The organism is Flavobacterium sp. IB48, assembly GCF_016405855.1.
Taxonomy (GTDB): Bacteria; Bacteroidota; Bacteroidia; order Flavobacteriales; family Flavobacteriaceae; genus Flavobacterium; species Flavobacterium ginsengisoli.
Genome location: NZ_JAEFCA010000005.1, coordinates 14,661 through 32,167, shown reverse-complemented (window position 1 = coordinate 32,167; position 17,507 = coordinate 14,661). Strand labels below are relative to the sequence as shown.

10 protein-coding genes are annotated in these 17,507 nt (G+C 33.8%); 8 read left to right on the top strand and 2 right to left on the bottom strand.

The genetic code is table 11. The annotated features are described in order from the left end of the window. The first annotated feature begins 4 nt into the window (after window positions 1–4). Complete coding sequence (locus JC605_RS16545; protein WP_198857255.1) at window positions 5–520, top strand: molybdopterin-dependent oxidoreductase; 516 nt, start codon at window positions 5–7, stop codon at window positions 518–520. Between the two features lie 8 nt (window positions 521–528). Here JC605_RS16545 and JC605_RS16540 read toward each other — a convergent pair whose 3' ends face one another. Next, window positions 529–4,590, bottom strand: a complete 4,062-nt coding sequence (locus JC605_RS16540; RefSeq protein ID WP_198857254.1) for a two-component regulator propeller domain-containing protein — start codon at window positions 4,588–4,590, stop codon at window positions 529–531. A 760-nt stretch (window positions 4,591–5,350) separates the two neighbouring features. Between JC605_RS16540 and JC605_RS16535 the strand changes: the two genes are divergently transcribed. From JC605_RS16535 to JC605_RS16505, 7 genes are all read left to right on the top strand, one after another. Further along, window positions 5,351–8,293, top strand: a complete 2,943-nt coding sequence (locus JC605_RS16535) for a SusC/RagA family TonB-linked outer membrane protein (RefSeq protein ID WP_198857253.1) — start codon at window positions 5,351–5,353, stop codon at window positions 8,291–8,293. A gap of 10 nt (window positions 8,294–8,303) precedes the next feature. Beyond that, window positions 8,304–9,911, top strand: a complete 1,608-nt coding sequence (locus JC605_RS16530; RefSeq protein WP_198857252.1) for a RagB/SusD family nutrient uptake outer membrane protein — start codon at window positions 8,304–8,306, stop codon at window positions 9,909–9,911. A gap of 26 nt (window positions 9,912–9,937) precedes the next feature. Further along, a complete protein-coding gene (locus JC605_RS16525; RefSeq protein ID WP_198857251.1) occupies window positions 9,938–11,005 on the top strand; it encodes a SusE domain-containing protein in 1,068 nt (355 codons plus the stop codon). Window positions 11,006–11,097: 92 nt separating this feature from the next. Then, window positions 11,098–12,195, top strand: a complete 1,098-nt coding sequence (locus JC605_RS16520; protein ID WP_198857250.1) for a glycosyl hydrolase 53 family protein — start codon at window positions 11,098–11,100, stop codon at window positions 12,193–12,195. 3 nt (window positions 12,196–12,198) lie between these two features. Continuing rightward, complete coding sequence (locus tag JC605_RS16515) at window positions 12,199–13,230, top strand: arabinogalactan endo-1,4-beta-galactosidase (RefSeq protein ID WP_233074143.1); 1,032 nt, start codon at window positions 12,199–12,201, stop codon at window positions 13,228–13,230. Between the two features lie 139 nt (window positions 13,231–13,369). Continuing rightward, window positions 13,370–15,748, top strand: coding sequence for a DUF4982 domain-containing protein (locus JC605_RS16510; RefSeq protein ID WP_233074142.1), 2,379 nt, complete (start codon window positions 13,370–13,372; stop codon window positions 15,746–15,748). Window positions 15,749–16,135: 387 nt separating this feature from the next. After that, window positions 16,136–16,792, top strand: a complete 657-nt coding sequence (locus JC605_RS16505; protein ID WP_198857248.1) for an outer membrane beta-barrel protein — start codon at window positions 16,136–16,138, stop codon at window positions 16,790–16,792. Between the two features lie 77 nt (window positions 16,793–16,869). On the opposite strand, the gene JC605_RS16500 is transcribed toward JC605_RS16505, so the two are convergent. After that, entirely contained in the window at window positions 16,870–17,463 is a 594-nt protein-coding gene (locus tag JC605_RS16500) for an NAD(P)-binding domain-containing protein (protein ID WP_198857247.1), read from the bottom strand. Window positions 17,464–17,507: the final 44 nt, after the last annotated feature.

Genomic DNA, 17,507 nt, shown 5'->3' with positions numbered 1-17,507 from the left:
AAAAATGAGAGAACGTTTTTTAGCTATTATTTTTTTAGCAACACTATTTTTTGCTAACATTTCAGACAGTTTGTATGCACAAAATTCTTCTAAAGAACCTGTCGTAAAAATTGAAGGAGAAGTTTTAAAAACACTTTCGATTAGTATTTCTGACTTCGGAAAAATGCCACATGTAGAACAAAACATGAAAGATCGCGATGGAAAAATACAGCATTATTCGGGAGTTCCTGTCATTGAATTGTTAAAAGAAGCTGGAGTAACACTTGGAAAAGAACTCAAAGGAGAAAACTTGACGAAATATATGCTAGTACGAGCAAGTGACGGCTACGAAGTTATTTTTTCGTTAGCAGAATTAGATCCAGCTTTTACAAACAGAGTAATTATTCTAGCAGATAAAAAAGACGGAAAACCACTAGAAGATGGGATAGGACCATTTCGTTTGGTTGTACCTGATGAAAATAGACCTGCGCGTTCTGTTCATGAAGTTTCAAATTTAATTATTCGTTTTGCGAAGGAATAAATTAGGAATTATGCGTCTCCTTTTTGAATGACATTCAATTCTTTATTAAAAGAATTTCTATATTTTTTAATGTATTCTGAAGGTTTCATTCCAAACAGCTTTACAAACTGCTGACGGAAATAGCGCTGATCTTCTATGCCAACTTGAGGTCCAACCTGAGCGATATTTATATTTTCGGTAAGCATAATTACTGCAGCTCTGCGAATTCTTATCGATCTGATAAAAACATTTACGGTTTGTCCAGAAATGGCTTTAATCTTTTTGTAAAGGCTTGAATGGCTCATACCCATTGCAGCAGAAAAACTCTTTAGATTAAACTCACTATTTTCAAGATTGGCTTCGACGATTTCGATACATTTATCAAGGAATTCTTTGTACTCAAGCGGAACTTTATTTATGTTTTCGCGAAGCGTTATGCTGTCAAGAAAATACTTGCGAAGCTGACCTCTGTTTCGAAGAACAGAATCAACTCTTGCCAGAAGAATATCGCTATCAAAAGGTTTGGTAACATAATCATCTGCACCTTCTGTAATACTTTGCAAATGAATGTCGTTACTGGTTGTAGCGGTAAGAAGTATTACGGTAATATGGCTCAAATCGTCATTTTGCTTGATTTTTTTGCATAAATCTAAACCATTCATGCCTTCCATAGAAATATCGCTTAGTACAATATCTGGCATATGTTTTTCTACAAGTTTTAATCCTTCAAGACCATTAAAAGCAGAATAAACTATATAATTTTTAGAAAAAAGCTGCACAAGATAGTGATTCATTTCAGGATTATCTTCAACGATTAGAAGTACTTTTTTTGTACTAATTAGTTCTTCTTGAATATTTTCTGGCTGTAGCGGTTTGTTTTCTTTATCATACGTATTTTGAGCTGGTAATCCTTCTAGAAGTTCTCCTACAAGAGGTGACATATGCGGATAATTTTCGTTTATGTTCATTTCTGCAAAATGGCTATTTCCTTTAGGAAGAGTAATGATAAAAGAAGTGCCTTCTCCAACTTTACTTTTACAAGTTAATTGTCCATGATGCTTATTTACAAAATATTTTGCAACATAAAGCCCTATTCCAAAACCATTGCTGCTTTTAGACTGTATTTGTTTGAATTTTTCAAAAATAGTATCAATATCATTTTCATTAATACCGCTTCCTGTATCTGATATAATTATGGAAACGTCATTAACGTTTTCTGTTATTTCAATAGTTATCGATCCTTTATTAGGAGTAAATTTAAAAGCGTTCGAGATTAGATTAAAAAGAGTAATTTCTATTTTTTCGTAATCGCCATATATTTCGGTAGGTGCTTTTTCTTCGATAAAATTATAATTTAAGCTTTTTGCCGCCGCCATTTGTGTAAAGCTTTCGTAGATTTCACGGCAAAGTGCATTCAGATTAATTCTCGAAATTTTAAGTTCATCAAGATCAGTCTCTGCTTTTCTGAATAGTAATAATTGATCTGTAAGACTTAATAATCGTTTAGCATTTTTATAAGCGAGATTTAGATCTAGATCATCTTCAGACTGTTTTTTTCTTTCAATTGCGCTTTTAAGCGGATTTATAATTAAAGATAATGGAGTACGCAATTCATGAGCCATATAAGTGAACATAGAAAACTGCTTTTCAGCATGTTCCTTATCTTTTTTATGTTCCATTCGGGCAAGTTTTATTTCATAGCGAAGTCTTTCTTTATTTTTATGGTAATTTACATAAACATAAATCGCTGCTATTGCACAAATTAAATAGAATGTATAAGCCCACCACGTTCTGTACCAAGGTGGAAGAATTTTTATTGTTGCCAATGTCACTTCATTAGTCCAATTTCCAAAAACATCTGTTGTTTTAACTTTAAAGAAATAAGTTCCTTCCGTTAATCTGGAATAGTTTGCTCTATTGTCTTTTGTGGTATAATTCCAGTTTTTATCCCAGCCTTCAAGAAAATAAGCGGTACTGATTTTTTCGGAATTAACATAATCAAGATAAACAAAATCAAAACTTAGCGCCGACTTTTCATAAGGAAGCTCAGCAGCAGTTATCATTTCTAATTTTTTCCCTGTTACATAAGGACTGCTTAAAGGCAAAGATTGGTTATTTACAAACAAATCATTCAATAAAAATTTACCTGTATTTTTTTTGTCTTTTATACTTTCAGGATAAAAAACGTTGAAACCGTTTAGACCTCCAAAAATAAATTCTCCTGTAGAAAGTTTTGTGCCGGCATTCCAGCTAAACTGATTGCCCTGCAGTCCATCTGTTACACCAAAATTTCTAAAAGTATTGTTTTTTGGGTTATATCTAGAGATTCCGTGATAGGTGCTCATCCATAAATTACCATCTTTATCTTCTAAGAGACGAAGTATTGTATTGCTCGAAAGGCCGTTTTGAGTAGTATACTTTTTATAAGTTCCTGTTTTTCTATTAAACAAAAGCAGACCGCCTTCTACAGTACCAACCCAAAGATTTTTGTTTTGATCTTCGGTTATGCATCTAACGGTATAATCAGAATGGTAATTTTTTACTTTTTTGGTTCTTGGATCGATCTCAAAAAAAGAGTTGAATGTTCCTCCCCAGATTTTTCCGTCTTTGGTTTCGTATAAGCAAGTAACATCGCGTAATGTATTACTGTAGCAAATGAATTTTTTTTGTTTTCGGTCAAATTGATATAATGCGCCTGAATTGGTTATAGCAAGCCATAACGTATTTCTTGAATCTAAAAAAAGCAGCCATGATTCTTGCTCCGCTTTTTTAGTGTACTGATTATAAATTGAAAAATTTTGAATGGCTTTTGATTTGGGATCGATACGACAGACTCCGCCTTTCCACATGGCAACCCAAATGGCATTATCAAAATCCTTGACGATGCTTGTAACAAAATTGCTCTGAATTTTTCGTCCAGCAGATGATGTTGTCGAGTAAACATCATAGGTGTTTTGTTTTCTGTTCCAGTATCGCATTCCAGCGCCATCTGTGCCTATCCAGATATTTTTCTTTTCATCTTCGCAGAAAGAAAGCATAAAATTTGCAGCAGGATCTTCGTCTTCTTTATGGGTTAGCGGATTTTTGCTTTTAAAATGATTAAAATAAAGCGGTTTTTTTCCCATCATACTTACGCCTCCGCGAAGAGTTCCAAACCACATTTCTCCAGTTTTGCTCTGGAATATATCATAAAGCGATTTACTGTTAAGCAATGAAACAGGACCGCTAGCACGATATAAAACAGGAGTGGTTTGATTTTTTGAAAGTGTAAAAAGACCTGCACCATCAGTGGCAATCCAAAGCCTGTTTTCTTGCTGAAAAAAATCACGGACAACTGTTTTTTCTTCGAAGTAATTTTTAGAATAGGTATTTAGACTGTGATTATATAGATAAGCTCCTTCGTCAGATCCAATCCAGAGTCCTTCATTTGTTAGTTTGATACAATTTGCGCCAGTAATGGTATCGTTTAAGACTGTTATTTTTTTTGATTTGATATCGTATTGGCAAAGACCAGTTCCTGTTATAAAAACATAGAAGATTTGTTTTTTTGCATTATAAGAAATAGATCTTGCAATGTAATCTAATTTACCATTAAATGGTATTGCAGTTCCAATTTGTTCGCCTTCTTTATAAACAACAATTCCTTCTTTTGTGGCAACAAGAATAATATGTAAAGAATGTACGGCAATTATTTCGTAAGCAGTAATTTTTAAAGGCTTGATCTTTTTGTTTGTATCATAATATTTCAACGGACTAAAAGAAGATCGTTCGGCATTAAAAACAACAGGGCCAGCAGTTGTTCCTATCCATAAATTATTTTCATAGTCACCTTCAATACAGCTAATTGCATTTCCTTGAATAGAATTTGGATCAGTATGAACATGACGGTAAATTTTAAAATCATTTCCATCATATCTGTTTAGTCCGTCAAAAGTTCCAAACCACATATATCCATTTTGATCTTGATATATTGTTGCAACTGAATTATTAGAAAGCCCTGATGAAATATCAAGATGCTTTATTGGGTAATTCTGTCCAAATGAAATTAGAGAAAGAAGACTAATAACTAGAAAAGACTTTAGCTTATTCATAGATTGTGGTTTAAAAAGCTGATGGCTCTTTTATATATGAAAAATAGAACGTTGTGACCTGAAAGCTGAATTGTTTTTTTGTTTCAATAAATGTTAAATCTGTATGCTTTGCGAAAGTAATAATTTATTGTATAATGTGTAGAAGTAACATTTGTTTTTTAATTGAAATGTACCAATCGCTTTTTTTGCCTTTTTCTTCTATTTTATAGATTAAAATAGGCGGTATTGTTTTAAGAATAGTGGTTTAAAAAATTACAATTTATACGATTATTGAAAATGAGTTTATAAGGCTAATTATTTTTTTAATCGTTTTTTTTGGCGCTAAAAATTAGAAAATATGTTTTTATTCTATGTTCTAGATGAGCTTTTACGAAATTGTCCCCTTTTATAAATGAATTTTTCCCCGTCTTAAAAACTCCCTGTATCCTTAATTTGCAATGTGAGCTGATAAGCTATAACGTTTGAATAAGACTTTTTAATTTTTGTTCAAAGTGAGTCAGTAAAAAAACTTAACTAAATTATCTTAACCAAAAAAAACTTAAACATGACCAACATTCCAATTAAGATTTATCGGAGAAACCTTTTCTCATTCTATTAAGAAAAACTTATTTAAAAGCAGTTTGTAATTTTAATAGACGATATCCCCCAAAACAGATATTAAAAGAATAAGCTTTGCTTTTTTATGAGTTTTTATCCCTACAATATTTTTGTTGGGACATTAATTAATAAAACTAACTTAAAACCAAACCAATTAAAAAGCATGAAAAGAATTAAATCCAAACTTTTACTTTTATTACTCTTGCTTCCTTTTTGTGTGTTTGCTCAAAGCACAATAAGCGGTGTAGTTCTGGAAAACGGGTCCAAGCAGCCCATACCAGGAGTAAACATAAAAGTAGCTGGGGCCAATATCAGTGCCTCTACAGACTTTGACGGAAAATTTCAATTGTCTGGTGTAAAATCAGATAGTAAATTGGTGTTTTCATTTACGGGTTATGTCACTCAAACCATTGCAGTTGGCACGCAAAAAAACATAAGTGTATATCTTGAAGAAGATACTAATCAACTAAAAGAAGTAGTTGTTCAAGTAGGTTACGGAAGCGTAAAAAAGAAAGATGCAACAGGAACCGTAACTGCGCTTTCTACAAAAGACTTTAATAAAGGAAATAATATTACAACAGAAAATCTATTCAGCGGAAGAGTTGCTGGTTTAACAGTAAATTCAACTGGAGCACCAGGTTCTAGTTCTCAAATTAGAATTCGTGGAGGAAGTTCGCTTTTTGCGAGTAATGATCCGCTTATTGTTATCGACGGATTGCCTCTTGATAATACGACAAATACAGGATCCTCTTCTTTTTTAGCATCATTAAACCCTGCAACGGTAGAATCTATTACGGTTTTAAAAGATGCATCAGCATCTGCGATCTATGGTTCAAGAGCTTCTAATGGTGTTATCATCATAACAACTAAGAAAGGAAGCAAAACATTATCTGTAGACTATAATGTGCAATATGCAGCAGGTACATTGACTAAAACTGTTGATGTTTTTAGCGCAGACGAATTTAGAAGTGTTATTGCAGATAGAAGAAGCGATGATTTAAATAAATTAGGAACTGCAAATACAGATTGGCAAAAAGCAATTTATAGAAACACAGGGACAATCGATCAAAGTTTGGCTGTTAGAGGAAATTTGTTCAATATTATTCCGACAAGTTTAACTTTAGGAAATACCGATCAGCAGGGATTGCGTTTAACTAATAATTTTAAAAGAAATACGGTTGGTTTAGTGATGAACCCAACGTTTCTTGACAATCATTTAAAAATGAGACTTTCGGCTAATTATACAGACGAAAAAAACAGATTTACAGATGCTGTTGAAGGAGCAGCTATTGGTTTTGATCCAACACAGCCTATAAAAGTTGAAGGTGCGCCTTATGGAGGCTATTTTGAATATACTACAGGAGTTGATTCTAATGGAAATTATCCGTTAGTTTCGACAGCAGCAAGAAATCCTGTTTCGCAATTGCTGAACACAAATGATAGAGGAACAAACGACAGAATTTTTGGAAATTTTGAAATTGATTATAAATTCCACTTTTTCCCTGCTTTAAGAGCCGTTGTAAATGTTGGATATGATGAATCGAATGGAGAAAGAAGAAGATTGGTTGGCGCTGATGCTGGTTCTGCTCCTTCAAATAACAACATTCCATACGGAACAGATGAATATACAGAAGCAACCAGAAAAAACAAATTATTAGACGGTTATTTAGTTTATAATAAAACTTTTAGTGCCTTAAATTTTGAATTGACTGGTGGTTATTCGTATCAAAAATTTCAAAGTTCAAAATTTGAAACGGGTAATATTTTAAATCCAGATTTACCGTCAACATTTCCTGAAACTACTCTTGATACAGATGTTGTCTTAATAGGATTTTTTGCTAGAACAAATTTAAACTTTAGAGATAAATATTTATTGACACTGTCATACAGAAGAGATGGTTCGTCAAGATTTGAAGAAGCTAATCGTTGGGGTAATTTCCCTTCAGCAGCCTTTGCATGGAAGATCAAAGAAGATTTCTTTAAAGACAGTACAACCTTATCAGACTTGAAATTAAGATTAAGTTACGGAATTACAGGTCAACAGGATATTCCTGAGCCAAATGGATATTTGCAAAAATACCAAGTGGGAAGCGGAAACTCTGAATACTATTTTGGTGATAGTCCTGTGCCGGTTGCACTTCCTTCAAAAAGAACAAACAATTTGAAATGGGAAGAAACTTCTTCTTACAATGCTGGTCTTGATTTCGGGTTTTTAAATAATCGCATTTCTGCTGGTCTTGATGTTTATTACAAAGAATCTAAAGATTTATTAGTAAATGCAGCAATATCTGACGGTAGTAATTTTTCTAACCGTGTGTATCAAAACGTTGGAAGTTTTACAACAAAAGGTGTTGAGTTTACGGTTAATGCGAATGCCATTAAAACAGAAGATTTTAATTGGAATATGAACTTCAATATTTCAAAATTTGAAAGAAGAATTAAAAATCTGGTTAACGGAACTGATATCTTTTTAGGGGATAATATTGCAGGAACTGGAACTCCAGGACAAATTTTTAGAGAAGGCTATACTCCATATTCTTTTTATGTATACAAACAATTATACAACAACGAAGGAAAACCAATCGAAGGAGCTTTTGCTGATTTGAATGGAGATAATATTAAAAATGATTCAGATAAATACATCTATAACAACCCAGATCCAGATTTTACATTAGGATTTGCTTCTAACATGAATTACAAAAAGTTTGACTTTTCATTCAATTTAAGAGCAAGTATTGGTAACCGAATTTTTAACGCGGTAGATGCAAGTAGAGCGCAATATGATGCGATGGAAAACGGTGGAGTTTTGAGTAATATTCCATCTCAAGTTTTAGAAACTAATTTTCACACAACGTCAAATGTTGTGTTATCAGATCTTTATATTGAGAACGCTTCATTTTTAAAATTAGACAACATTACGTTAGGATATACATTAAGTAACTGGCTAAACAGTAAAGCTACATTAAGAGTTTCTACAGGAATGCAGAATGTTTTTGTACTAACAAAATACAGCGGTTTAGATCCTGAAATTACAAATAATGGTGTAGATAAAACGATTTATCCAAGACAGCGATCAATTTTGTTTGGTCTTAATCTTAAATTTTAATAACGAAATCATGAAAAAATATATAGTAACAGCAATCGTTGCATTGACTTTGATTTTTCAGTCATGTACAGATGATTTGAATGTAGTTTCAAAAGACGACGACGTTCTTTCTTCTGATGTATTGTTTTCTACACCTGACGGATACAAAAAAGCATTTGCAGGAGTGTATGGAAATCTAACTTTAACAGGAGTGCTTGGACCAGATAATTCTTCGCTTGAAGGTGTAGATGCAGGAACAAGTCAGTTTACAAGATGTTTATTGTACATGCAGGAATTAACTACCGACGAATTGGTTTGGAGTTACGAAAATGACGCTGGAACAGCAGAGTTACAACGCAATATCTGGACAGCTGCAAATCCTATTATTTTAGGAATGTTTAGTAGAACGATGGTTTCTGTTGCCTATGCAAATGAATTTTTGCGTCAGAGTACACCAGAAAAATTAAGTTCAAGAGGTATTACAGATGCTGCAACTTTGACTGATATTGCGCTTTACCGCCAAGAAGTTCGTGTGTTAAGAGCATATGCTTATTATAACATGATGGATTTATTTGGAAAAGCACCTATGTATACTGAAAATGATCCTGTAAATTTTGCTGGACCAGAGTTTAACAGAAAGCAATTGTTTGAGTATATAGAATCTGAATTAAAAGCAGTTTTGCCCGATTTAAAAGCGGCAAGAACAAATGAATATGGTAGAGTAGATCAATCTATGGCACGAATGATTTTGGCTAAAATATATTTGAATGCACAAGTTTATATTCAGGCCAATCGTTTTGATGACTGTATTGCAATGTGTAACGCAATTATAGAGAGTGGTTATACTTTAAAACCAAAATATCTTGACAATTTCAAGGCAGACAATAATACTTCTCAGGAAATTATTTTCGGAATTCAGTCAGACGGAGCAGTTTCTCAAAACTGGGGCGCTACAACTGTTTTAACAAACGGACAAATTGGTGCTTGGGAAAATAATGGTGCCGATTTTGGAATTGGCGGCTGGACAGGAGCGCTTAGAATTAGAAAAGAGTTTGTTCAAAAATTTGATGGTTCAAAATTTAGTCAAGATACCAGAAATACAATAGGAAAAGGTGTTCAGGGCGATCCATCAAAACAAAGATCTATTGATATTGATGATATTGGAGTAAAAACGCAAGGTTATATATTATCTAAATTTTCTAATAAAACGTCAACAGGAGTTAACGGCAGCAGTTCGACTTATGCAGATACTGATTTCCCATTATTTAGATTAGCCGATGTTTATTTAATGTACGCAGAAGCTACTTTAAGGGGAGGAAACGGAACAACGACTCAGGCTTTAAATTATGTAAACGCTTTAAGACAGAGAGCCAATTCGAATTCGACCGTTGGAAACATTACTTTAAGCGAATTAACGCTTGATTTTCTTATTGATGAAAGAGCCCGTGAATTACATTGGGAAGCTCACCGAAGACAAGATTTAATCCGTTTTGGAAAATATACTGGAGGGTCTTATAACTGGGCTTGGAAAGGAAATTCTTCAAAAGGAATTGCTATTCCTACTTACATGAGTGTTTTTCCAATTCCAGAAGGATCATTGGGAGCAAATAGAAATTTAACTCAAAACACGGGTTACTAATTTTTTTAACTTAAACGATATACAAAATGAAACTTATATATAAAATATTTATAGCTGTAGTATTGCTTACAGGATTTTGGTCTTGTGAAAACGAAGAAAATTTAATGATTTTAGAACCTCAAGAAGCAGCTTTTGGGCTTATAACTCCAGAAAACGGTTCTTCTATTATTCTAAATAAAGAAACGCCAAATAATACTGCGCTTACTTTAACTTGGGAAAAAGTAAGTTACGGAACTCCAACAATTGTTACTTATACAGTACAATTCGCGGCGAGCAATACTGAATTTGCTGCACCGGTAGATATTACAACTTCTACAACTACTCACGCAACTATTACAGTAGCAGAACTTAATGCAAAAGCTTTAGCACTTGGACTTACTGCTGATACTGAAGGAACAATAGATATTAGAATTAAATCGACTGTTGGAACAACTCTTTCAGAACCAAAACTTTCTACTCCAATTACCATTGCAGTGACTCCTTATAGAGGTGAATTTCCTAAAGTTAATTTGTTCTTAGTAGGACCTGGTACCGCCGCAGGATGGAGTGTAGATAACAACAATATGCCAATTTTTAGAGATCCTAAAGAAAACGCAAAACAATATTATACAGGATATTTTAATGCAGATGGCTTTAAACTAATTGAGCAAATTGGCTTCTGGGCTCCAATGTATGGAACAAATGGTGCTGCAGTACAATACAGAGCAACAGAAAGTGATGCTGATCCAGGTGTATTTCCAACGGCAGCTGCAGGTTATTATAGTTTTGAAATTAATCTAGAAGAATTGACATATAAAATTACTCCATATACAGGACCAATGACAACGTATGCTACAATTGGTTTGACAGGATCTGTTTTAACAGGTGATGATACTGGTTGGGATACTGAAGTTCCTTTAGTGAAATCTGATTTTGATGGACATATCTGGAAAGTTACTCAAACGTTGAAAGCAGGAAAAATGAAGTTCAAAGCAAACAATAGCTGGGATGTTAGCTGGGGAGATAACGGTGGAGACATTTTTGTTGAAGCAGGAAAATATGAAATCTGGTTCAATGACTTAGATGGTCGTTATATGTTCATAACAATTCCATAAGTTGAATTGAAAAATAAGAGAAGCCTCAATAAGCATGCTTCGAGGCTTCTTCTTACTTTAAAATCAAAACTTCACTAATTACAATTCATATCATGAAAAAATATATAAAGATTTTTGGATTACTTGCGGTACTTGCATTTCAAATCTCGTGCTCAAATAATGATTCTGCAGACACAGAAATTGTTAATCCGCCAGATGCAAGTGACACTTTTATTAGAGCATCAGACGTTTCTTTTCTTCCTCAAATGGAATCTTTAGGGACTAAATTCTACAGCAATGGCAAAGCAGAAGAAATGCTTACAACATTAAAAAATGCCGGTTGTAATACCGTTAGAATTCGTTTATGGAAAAATCCTGTAAATGGGCGTTCTGGCTTAAGCGAAGTAAAACAATTGGCTCAAAAAGCAAGACAAGCTGGTTTAAGAGTTTGGCTTACCGTTCATTATTCTGATGACTGGGCAGATCCAGGTATGCAGACAACTCCTGAAGAATGGAAAAATTTATCCTTTACCGATTTAAAAAAGGTTGTTTCCGATTATACAGCAACTATAGTTTCAGAAATAAATCCAGATATTATTCAAATTGGAAATGAAATCAATAGCGGATTATTATGGCCACAAGGACATTTAATTAATAACGAAGAACAATGTTTAGCTTTATTAAGCGCTGCAAGTGCAACGATTCGAAGTAAAGCTCCAAACACAAAAATAATGATTCATTATGCAGGTGTTGATGGCGGTGCGACAGATTGGTTCTTCAATAAAATGAAAAGCATTGATTACGATTATATTGGGTTATCATATTATCCTGTTTGGCACGGAAAAGATTTGAATGTAGTAAAAAATACCATTGATGGTTTAGGAAAAAAATTCAGCAAAAAAGTTCTGATAGCAGAAACAGCTTATCCTTTTACTTTACTACATAATGATCAGACAAATAATATTGTTGGAACAAGCGATCAGTTGGTGCCAGGTTATCCAGCAACTCCTGCGGGACAAAGAACTTTTGTCACAGATATTAAAAATATTGTAAAAACATCAGAATTTGGACAAGGATTTGCCTATTGGGGCGGCGAATGGGTTGCTTTTAAAGGACCACAATCAACAACAGGTTCTACATTCGAAAATCAAGCCTTGTATAGTTTTGATAATAATGCTTTATCAGTAATGCAAGCCTTCAGTAAAGACTAACACATGAAAAAATCACTTAAAATTATTTCTTTTTTAATTACCACTGCCATTTTATTTACTTCATGTAAATCTAAGATGGCAAGTGAAAAAGATTCTTTTTCGAAAGGAGCAGATGTAGGCTGGCTTCCGCAAATGGAAGCAACAGGCTATAAATTTTATGATGCAGACGGTTCTCAAAAAGACTGTCTGCAGTTACTAAAAGACCGCGGAATAAACACAATCAGGCTGCGCGTTTGGGTTAATCCAAATGATGATAAAGCTAGTGGACACTGTAGTCCAGAAGAAACGGTTGTTATGGCTGTGCGCGCAAAGAAAATGGGAATGCGTATCATGATCGATTTTCATTACAGCGATTCATGGGCAGATCCTGGAAAACAAAATAAACCTGCTGCATGGGCAAAACACTCTTTTCCAGAATTGTTGACAGATGTGTATCAGCATACTTATGATGTTTTAAAAATGCTTAAAAAAGCTGGCGTAACTCCAGAATGGGTTCAGGTTGGAAATGAAATACCAGGAGGTATGCTTTGGCCAGAAGGAAGCACAGATAACTTTAGTCAGTTGGCACAATTGCTTAATAAAGGATACGAAGCGACAAAAGCTGTCGATCCAAAAATGAAGGTCATTGTTCATTTGGACGAAGGAAATAAAAACGAAAAATTTAGATGGTTTTTTGATAAAGCAACCGAGAATAATGTAAAATATGATGTAATTGGTCTATCGTATTATCCGTTTTGGCTAAAAACCGATTATAAAGAAAATATTTCAGATTTAGAAAATAACCTAAAAGACATGGCTTCACGTTACAACAAAGAAGTTATGGTAGTTGAAGTTGGAGGAGATTATATATTAGAAGAAAATACCAAAGAAATGCTTGAAGCTACTATAAAAGCTGTAAAAAGTGTACCTAATAATAAAGGTCTAGGCGTTATTTATTGGGAACCACAAGGAGAAAAAAGCTGGAGCGGATATCAACTAAACGCTTGGTTGCCAGACGGAAAACCATCACCTGCATTGGATGCTTTCAAAAATTAAATAAATAATTAAAATTTTACGATTAAGCAATTTAGCCTTTTAGGTTTAATTGCTTAATGGTAAGAGAATAGATAGAAAAATGAAACTAATTTTTAAATCAACATTATTCTTATTTCTACTCGTTTTTTCGCAAGAAAAAATGATGTCACAATCAACTACTGTTATTTTAAAGGACAACTGGCGTTTTTCTAAAGAAGTAAAAGGGGAAGCTTTTTCGACAGATTATGACGCGTCTAAATGGGAAAAAGTTAGTGTGCCTCATGATTGGGCTATTTATGGACCTTTTGATAAAAAATGGGACATTCAGACGGGAATTATTGAACAAAATGGAGAAAAGGAAGCAACTGAAAAAACAGGAAGAACAGGATCATTGCCACATATAGGAACGGGTTGGTATCGTAATATATTTTCTATTCCAGAATTCAGAAAAGGAAAAAAAGCGCTTCTTGTTTTTGAAGGAGCAATGAGCGAGCCTCAAGTTTTTTTAAATGGAAAAAAAATAGGAAACTGGGGGTATGGATATAGTTACTTTTTTATTGATATTACTAATGATCTTATTGCAGGTTCAGAAAATGTATTGGCTGTAAAATTAACTAACGAACCTTTTTCTTCAAGATGGTATCCTGGGGCTGGCCTTTACAGAAAAGTTAGTATTGTTGTAAAAGAGGACGAGAGTTTTGCGCAGTGGGGAACTTTTATAACGACTCCAGACACGAAAGATAATAATGCTATTGTTGATATTAAAGCAGAGTTTCATGGCAGCAATGTTTCAATGGTAACTGAAATAAAGGATGCAAAGAATAAGATTGTAGCAACACAAAAGAGCACAGAAACGGAAGATGGAAAATTTCACCAAACAATTTCAGTTGGAAATCCTCATTTATGGAGTCCCGAAACGCCTTATTTATATACCGCAGTAACCAAATTATTTGCAGCTGATGGTAGCTTAAAAGATGAGCAAAATATAAAGTTTGGTATTCGCTATATTAAATACGAGCCTAACAAAGGATTTAGTCTTAATGGTAAAGTGACGAAATTTAAAGGAGTTTGTCTACATCATGATTTAGGGCCGCTTGGTGCGGCTGTTAATAAAGCAGCACTTAAAAGACAGTTAACGATTCTTAAAGATTTAGGATGTAATGCAATAAGAAGTTCTCATAATATGCCCTCTTTTGAGCAATTAGAATTGGCTGACGAAATGGGTTTTATGTTTCTTGCAGAAAGTTTTGACGAATGGGCAAAGCCAAAAGTAGAAAACGGATATCATCGTTTTTTTGAAGAATATGCAGAAAAAGATATTGTAAATTTAGTTAGAGCTACACGAAATCATCCTAGTATCGTAATGTGGAGTTCAGGAAACGAAGTTCCAGATCAATACGGGGCAGAAGGTCTAACCAGAGCTAAATTTTTACAAGATGTTTTTCATAGAGAAGATCCAACACGTCCTGTTACAGTTGGAATGGATCAAGTAAAGCAAACTATGGCTTCTGGTTTTGGATCTCTTTTGGATATTCCGGGATTAAATTATAGAGTTCATCTTTACGAAGAAGCTTATAAAGCATTTCCGCAAGGATTCATTTTAGGTTCAGAAACAGCTTCTACAGTAAGCTCAAGAGGAATTTATAAATTTCCTGTTGTACAAGAAAAAAACAAACAATATGATGATTTGCAATGTTCGTCTTATGATTTAGAAGCTTGCAGTTGGTCAAATGTGCCTGATGATGATTTTGTGCTTCAAGACGACAAACCATGGGTTATTGGAGAGTTTGTTTGGACAGGATTCGATTATTTAGGAGAACCTACGCCTTACGATGAAAAATGGCCCTCAAGAAGTTCTTATTTCGGAATTTCTGATTTGGCAGGATTGCCAAAAGATCGTTTTTATCTTTATAGAAGCAGATGGAATACTAAAGATAACACGCTCCACATATTGCCACATTGGAATTGGAAAGGCAGAGAAGGAGAAATTACTCCAGTTTTCGTTTATACAAATTATGACAGTGCAGAACTTTTTGTAAACGGAAAAAGTATGGGAATTCAGAAAAAGAATAATGCAACTCCTCAAAACCGTTACCGTTTGATGTGGAATGATGTTAAATATGAGCCTGGAACTGTAAAAGTTGTTACATTCGATTCAAATGGTAAAATAGCTGCAGAAAACACCGTTAAAACTGCGGGAGATCCTTATAAAATTGTTCTTGATGCAGATCGAAAAACGATTAAAGCGGATGGCGAGGATATATCTTTTGTAACGGTTTCGGTAGTAGATAAAAACGGAATTCCATGTCCTACAGCAGATAATGAATTGCAATTTAAAGTAACTGGTGCTGCAACTTATCGAGCTGCATGTAACGGTGATGCAACATCATTGGAAATATTTCATGAGAATCATATGAAGCTTTTCAGTGGTAAACTTGTTGTACTTGTTAAATCAATCAAAACAGCAGGCAAGATTCAGTTAGAAGTAAAAGGAAATGGACTACAAACAGGAAAAATTAACTTAAAGGCTGAACTTTAATAACAAATAATATATTTTTTAGTAAACCAAATTAAGCACCAAGTCACACATAAAAAAAGCCACAAATTCATTTGTGGCTTTTTTTATGTGTATAGAGTGAAATTTAATTTAGCAAAAAACAGATAAACTTTTTTATTTTTTTAGTTAACCAGTTGATATATAGAGAATAAGAAAATGGTTTCATTTTATAATTTGCAACATGATTACCTGCATTTATTTATGGTAAAATGTTTTTGTGAGATAACTTTGGCCCAGTCAAATTAATCATAAATTTTATAATGCGTTTTTTTCCTCTGTACAACCGAAGCCATAAAAAACAGAAATATTTTAATTAAGATAAGGGCTCGGAAAAAATAAATCACTTATTATGAATCTAAATTAAAAATTATGAAAAAGTATCATTTATTAATTGTTGTTTTTTTCTTGTCACTGGCGATGTCAGCACAAAGCGCTCAGTCATTTTTGCTTAATTTATATGGAGGTTATACCTTTTCGGATAAGGTAGATTTTGATTCCTCTTATGCGCGAGTAGAAGATGGTTTTGAATATGGTATAGGTTTAGAATATTTTATAATGGATAATGCCTCAATAGAATTAAAATATAATAGACTAGATTCAAGAATGCCTTTATATACAAAAGTTACTTTAGCTAATGGCGGTAACACTATTCCTGCAGGAACTCAACTTAATGCTGGCGACGATAAGGGAGCTATTAATTACATTCTAGCAGATTACACGTATTATTTTGGCTCAAGTTCACAAAAAGCTCTTCCATTTCTTGGCGCAGGCGCAGGGGTCGCAATTCTTGAAACACCAAGGAGCGGCAGCGGAACATATTTTGCGTGGGAAATTAAAGCAGGTGTAAAAGTAAAAACGAGTTCACCATTATCTGTTAATCTTCATGCATATCTGCAATCAATGTCGGCAGCTGTTGGATATGATTACTATTGGGACTATTATTGGGGGCCAGTAGCAGTTACCGATTATGCTTCGACGTTTCAATTTGGACTTGGTGCTGTACTTAGCTACGATTTCAGTAAATAGTAATTGTCACGATAAAATTGCTAATAAAAAAGCCTGAGCATTCTCAGGCTTTTTTATTGTGATGATTATATAATGCACTATGAGAGCTTATGCCAGTGATTTATTAAAGTATTGTTTTCTTTGATTAGAGCAGATTGAAGTTTCAGCTTTACAGAAAGATCGATAGGCTGAAATTCTAAATTATTTAAAAAAGTTTTGATTTTGTTTTTTGATAGCTCATTTTCGCCAGCGAAATAAATATCATCTTTCTTTTCGGTCAAAAGAGCCGTTTTTCTTTGATTTAGCACGACAGGATTAAATAGTTTTACCACATTAGCCTCAGGAAGGAGTGAAGCGGTGATTTGGTAAGTAAGAGAACTGGTAACACTAGACACCAGAAGTTTTGGATTAAAAATAAGTCCGCTCGTATGCAGTATGATTTTTCCAGACATATCTGGCAACCTGCTAATAGTATGTTCTAGACTTTCTCTCGGTACAAAAAGTATAGTGATATCAGTTGAAGCAGCTTCCTCCAATGAAACAAGTTTTGCACCTTTTATGGTTTGATTTACTGTTTCTTGAATTAATGAATTGCCACGAGGATGATTTATGAGTACTTCATAGCCAGTAGATGTTGCTCTTTGAGCCAGTTCTAACGTCAGGCTTCCAATGCCAATGATTCCTATTTTCATACTTTTTTGATTTTTTCTGTATTGTTGCCAATTCAGAAGGTTAG

Excerpts from the sequence above, each read along its gene's own strand:
- JC605_RS16545 (WP_198857255.1), top strand. The coding sequence starts at position 5 with ATGAGAGAACGTTTTTTAGCTATTATTTTTTTAGCAACACTATTTTTT.
- JC605_RS16540 (WP_198857254.1), bottom strand. The coding sequence starts at position 4,590 with ATGAATAAGCTAAAGTCTTTTCTAGTTATTAGTCTTCTTTCTCTAATT.
- JC605_RS16535 (WP_198857253.1), top strand. The coding sequence starts at position 5,351 with ATGAAAAGAATTAAATCCAAACTTTTACTTTTATTACTCTTGCTTCCT.
- JC605_RS16530 (WP_198857252.1), top strand. The coding sequence starts at position 8,304 with ATGAAAAAATATATAGTAACAGCAATCGTTGCATTGACTTTGATTTTT.
- JC605_RS16525 (WP_198857251.1), top strand. The coding sequence starts at position 9,938 with ATGAAACTTATATATAAAATATTTATAGCTGTAGTATTGCTTACAGGA.
- JC605_RS16520 (WP_198857250.1), top strand. The coding sequence starts at position 11,098 with ATGAAAAAATATATAAAGATTTTTGGATTACTTGCGGTACTTGCATTT.
- JC605_RS16515 (WP_233074143.1), top strand. The coding sequence starts at position 12,199 with ATGAAAAAATCACTTAAAATTATTTCTTTTTTAATTACCACTGCCATT.
- JC605_RS16510 (WP_233074142.1), top strand. The coding sequence starts at position 13,370 with ATGATGTCACAATCAACTACTGTTATTTTAAAGGACAACTGGCGTTTT.
- JC605_RS16505 (WP_198857248.1), top strand. The coding sequence starts at position 16,136 with ATGAAAAAGTATCATTTATTAATTGTTGTTTTTTTCTTGTCACTGGCG.
- JC605_RS16500 (WP_198857247.1), bottom strand. The coding sequence starts at position 17,463 with ATGAAAATAGGAATCATTGGCATTGGAAGCCTGACGTTAGAACTGGCT.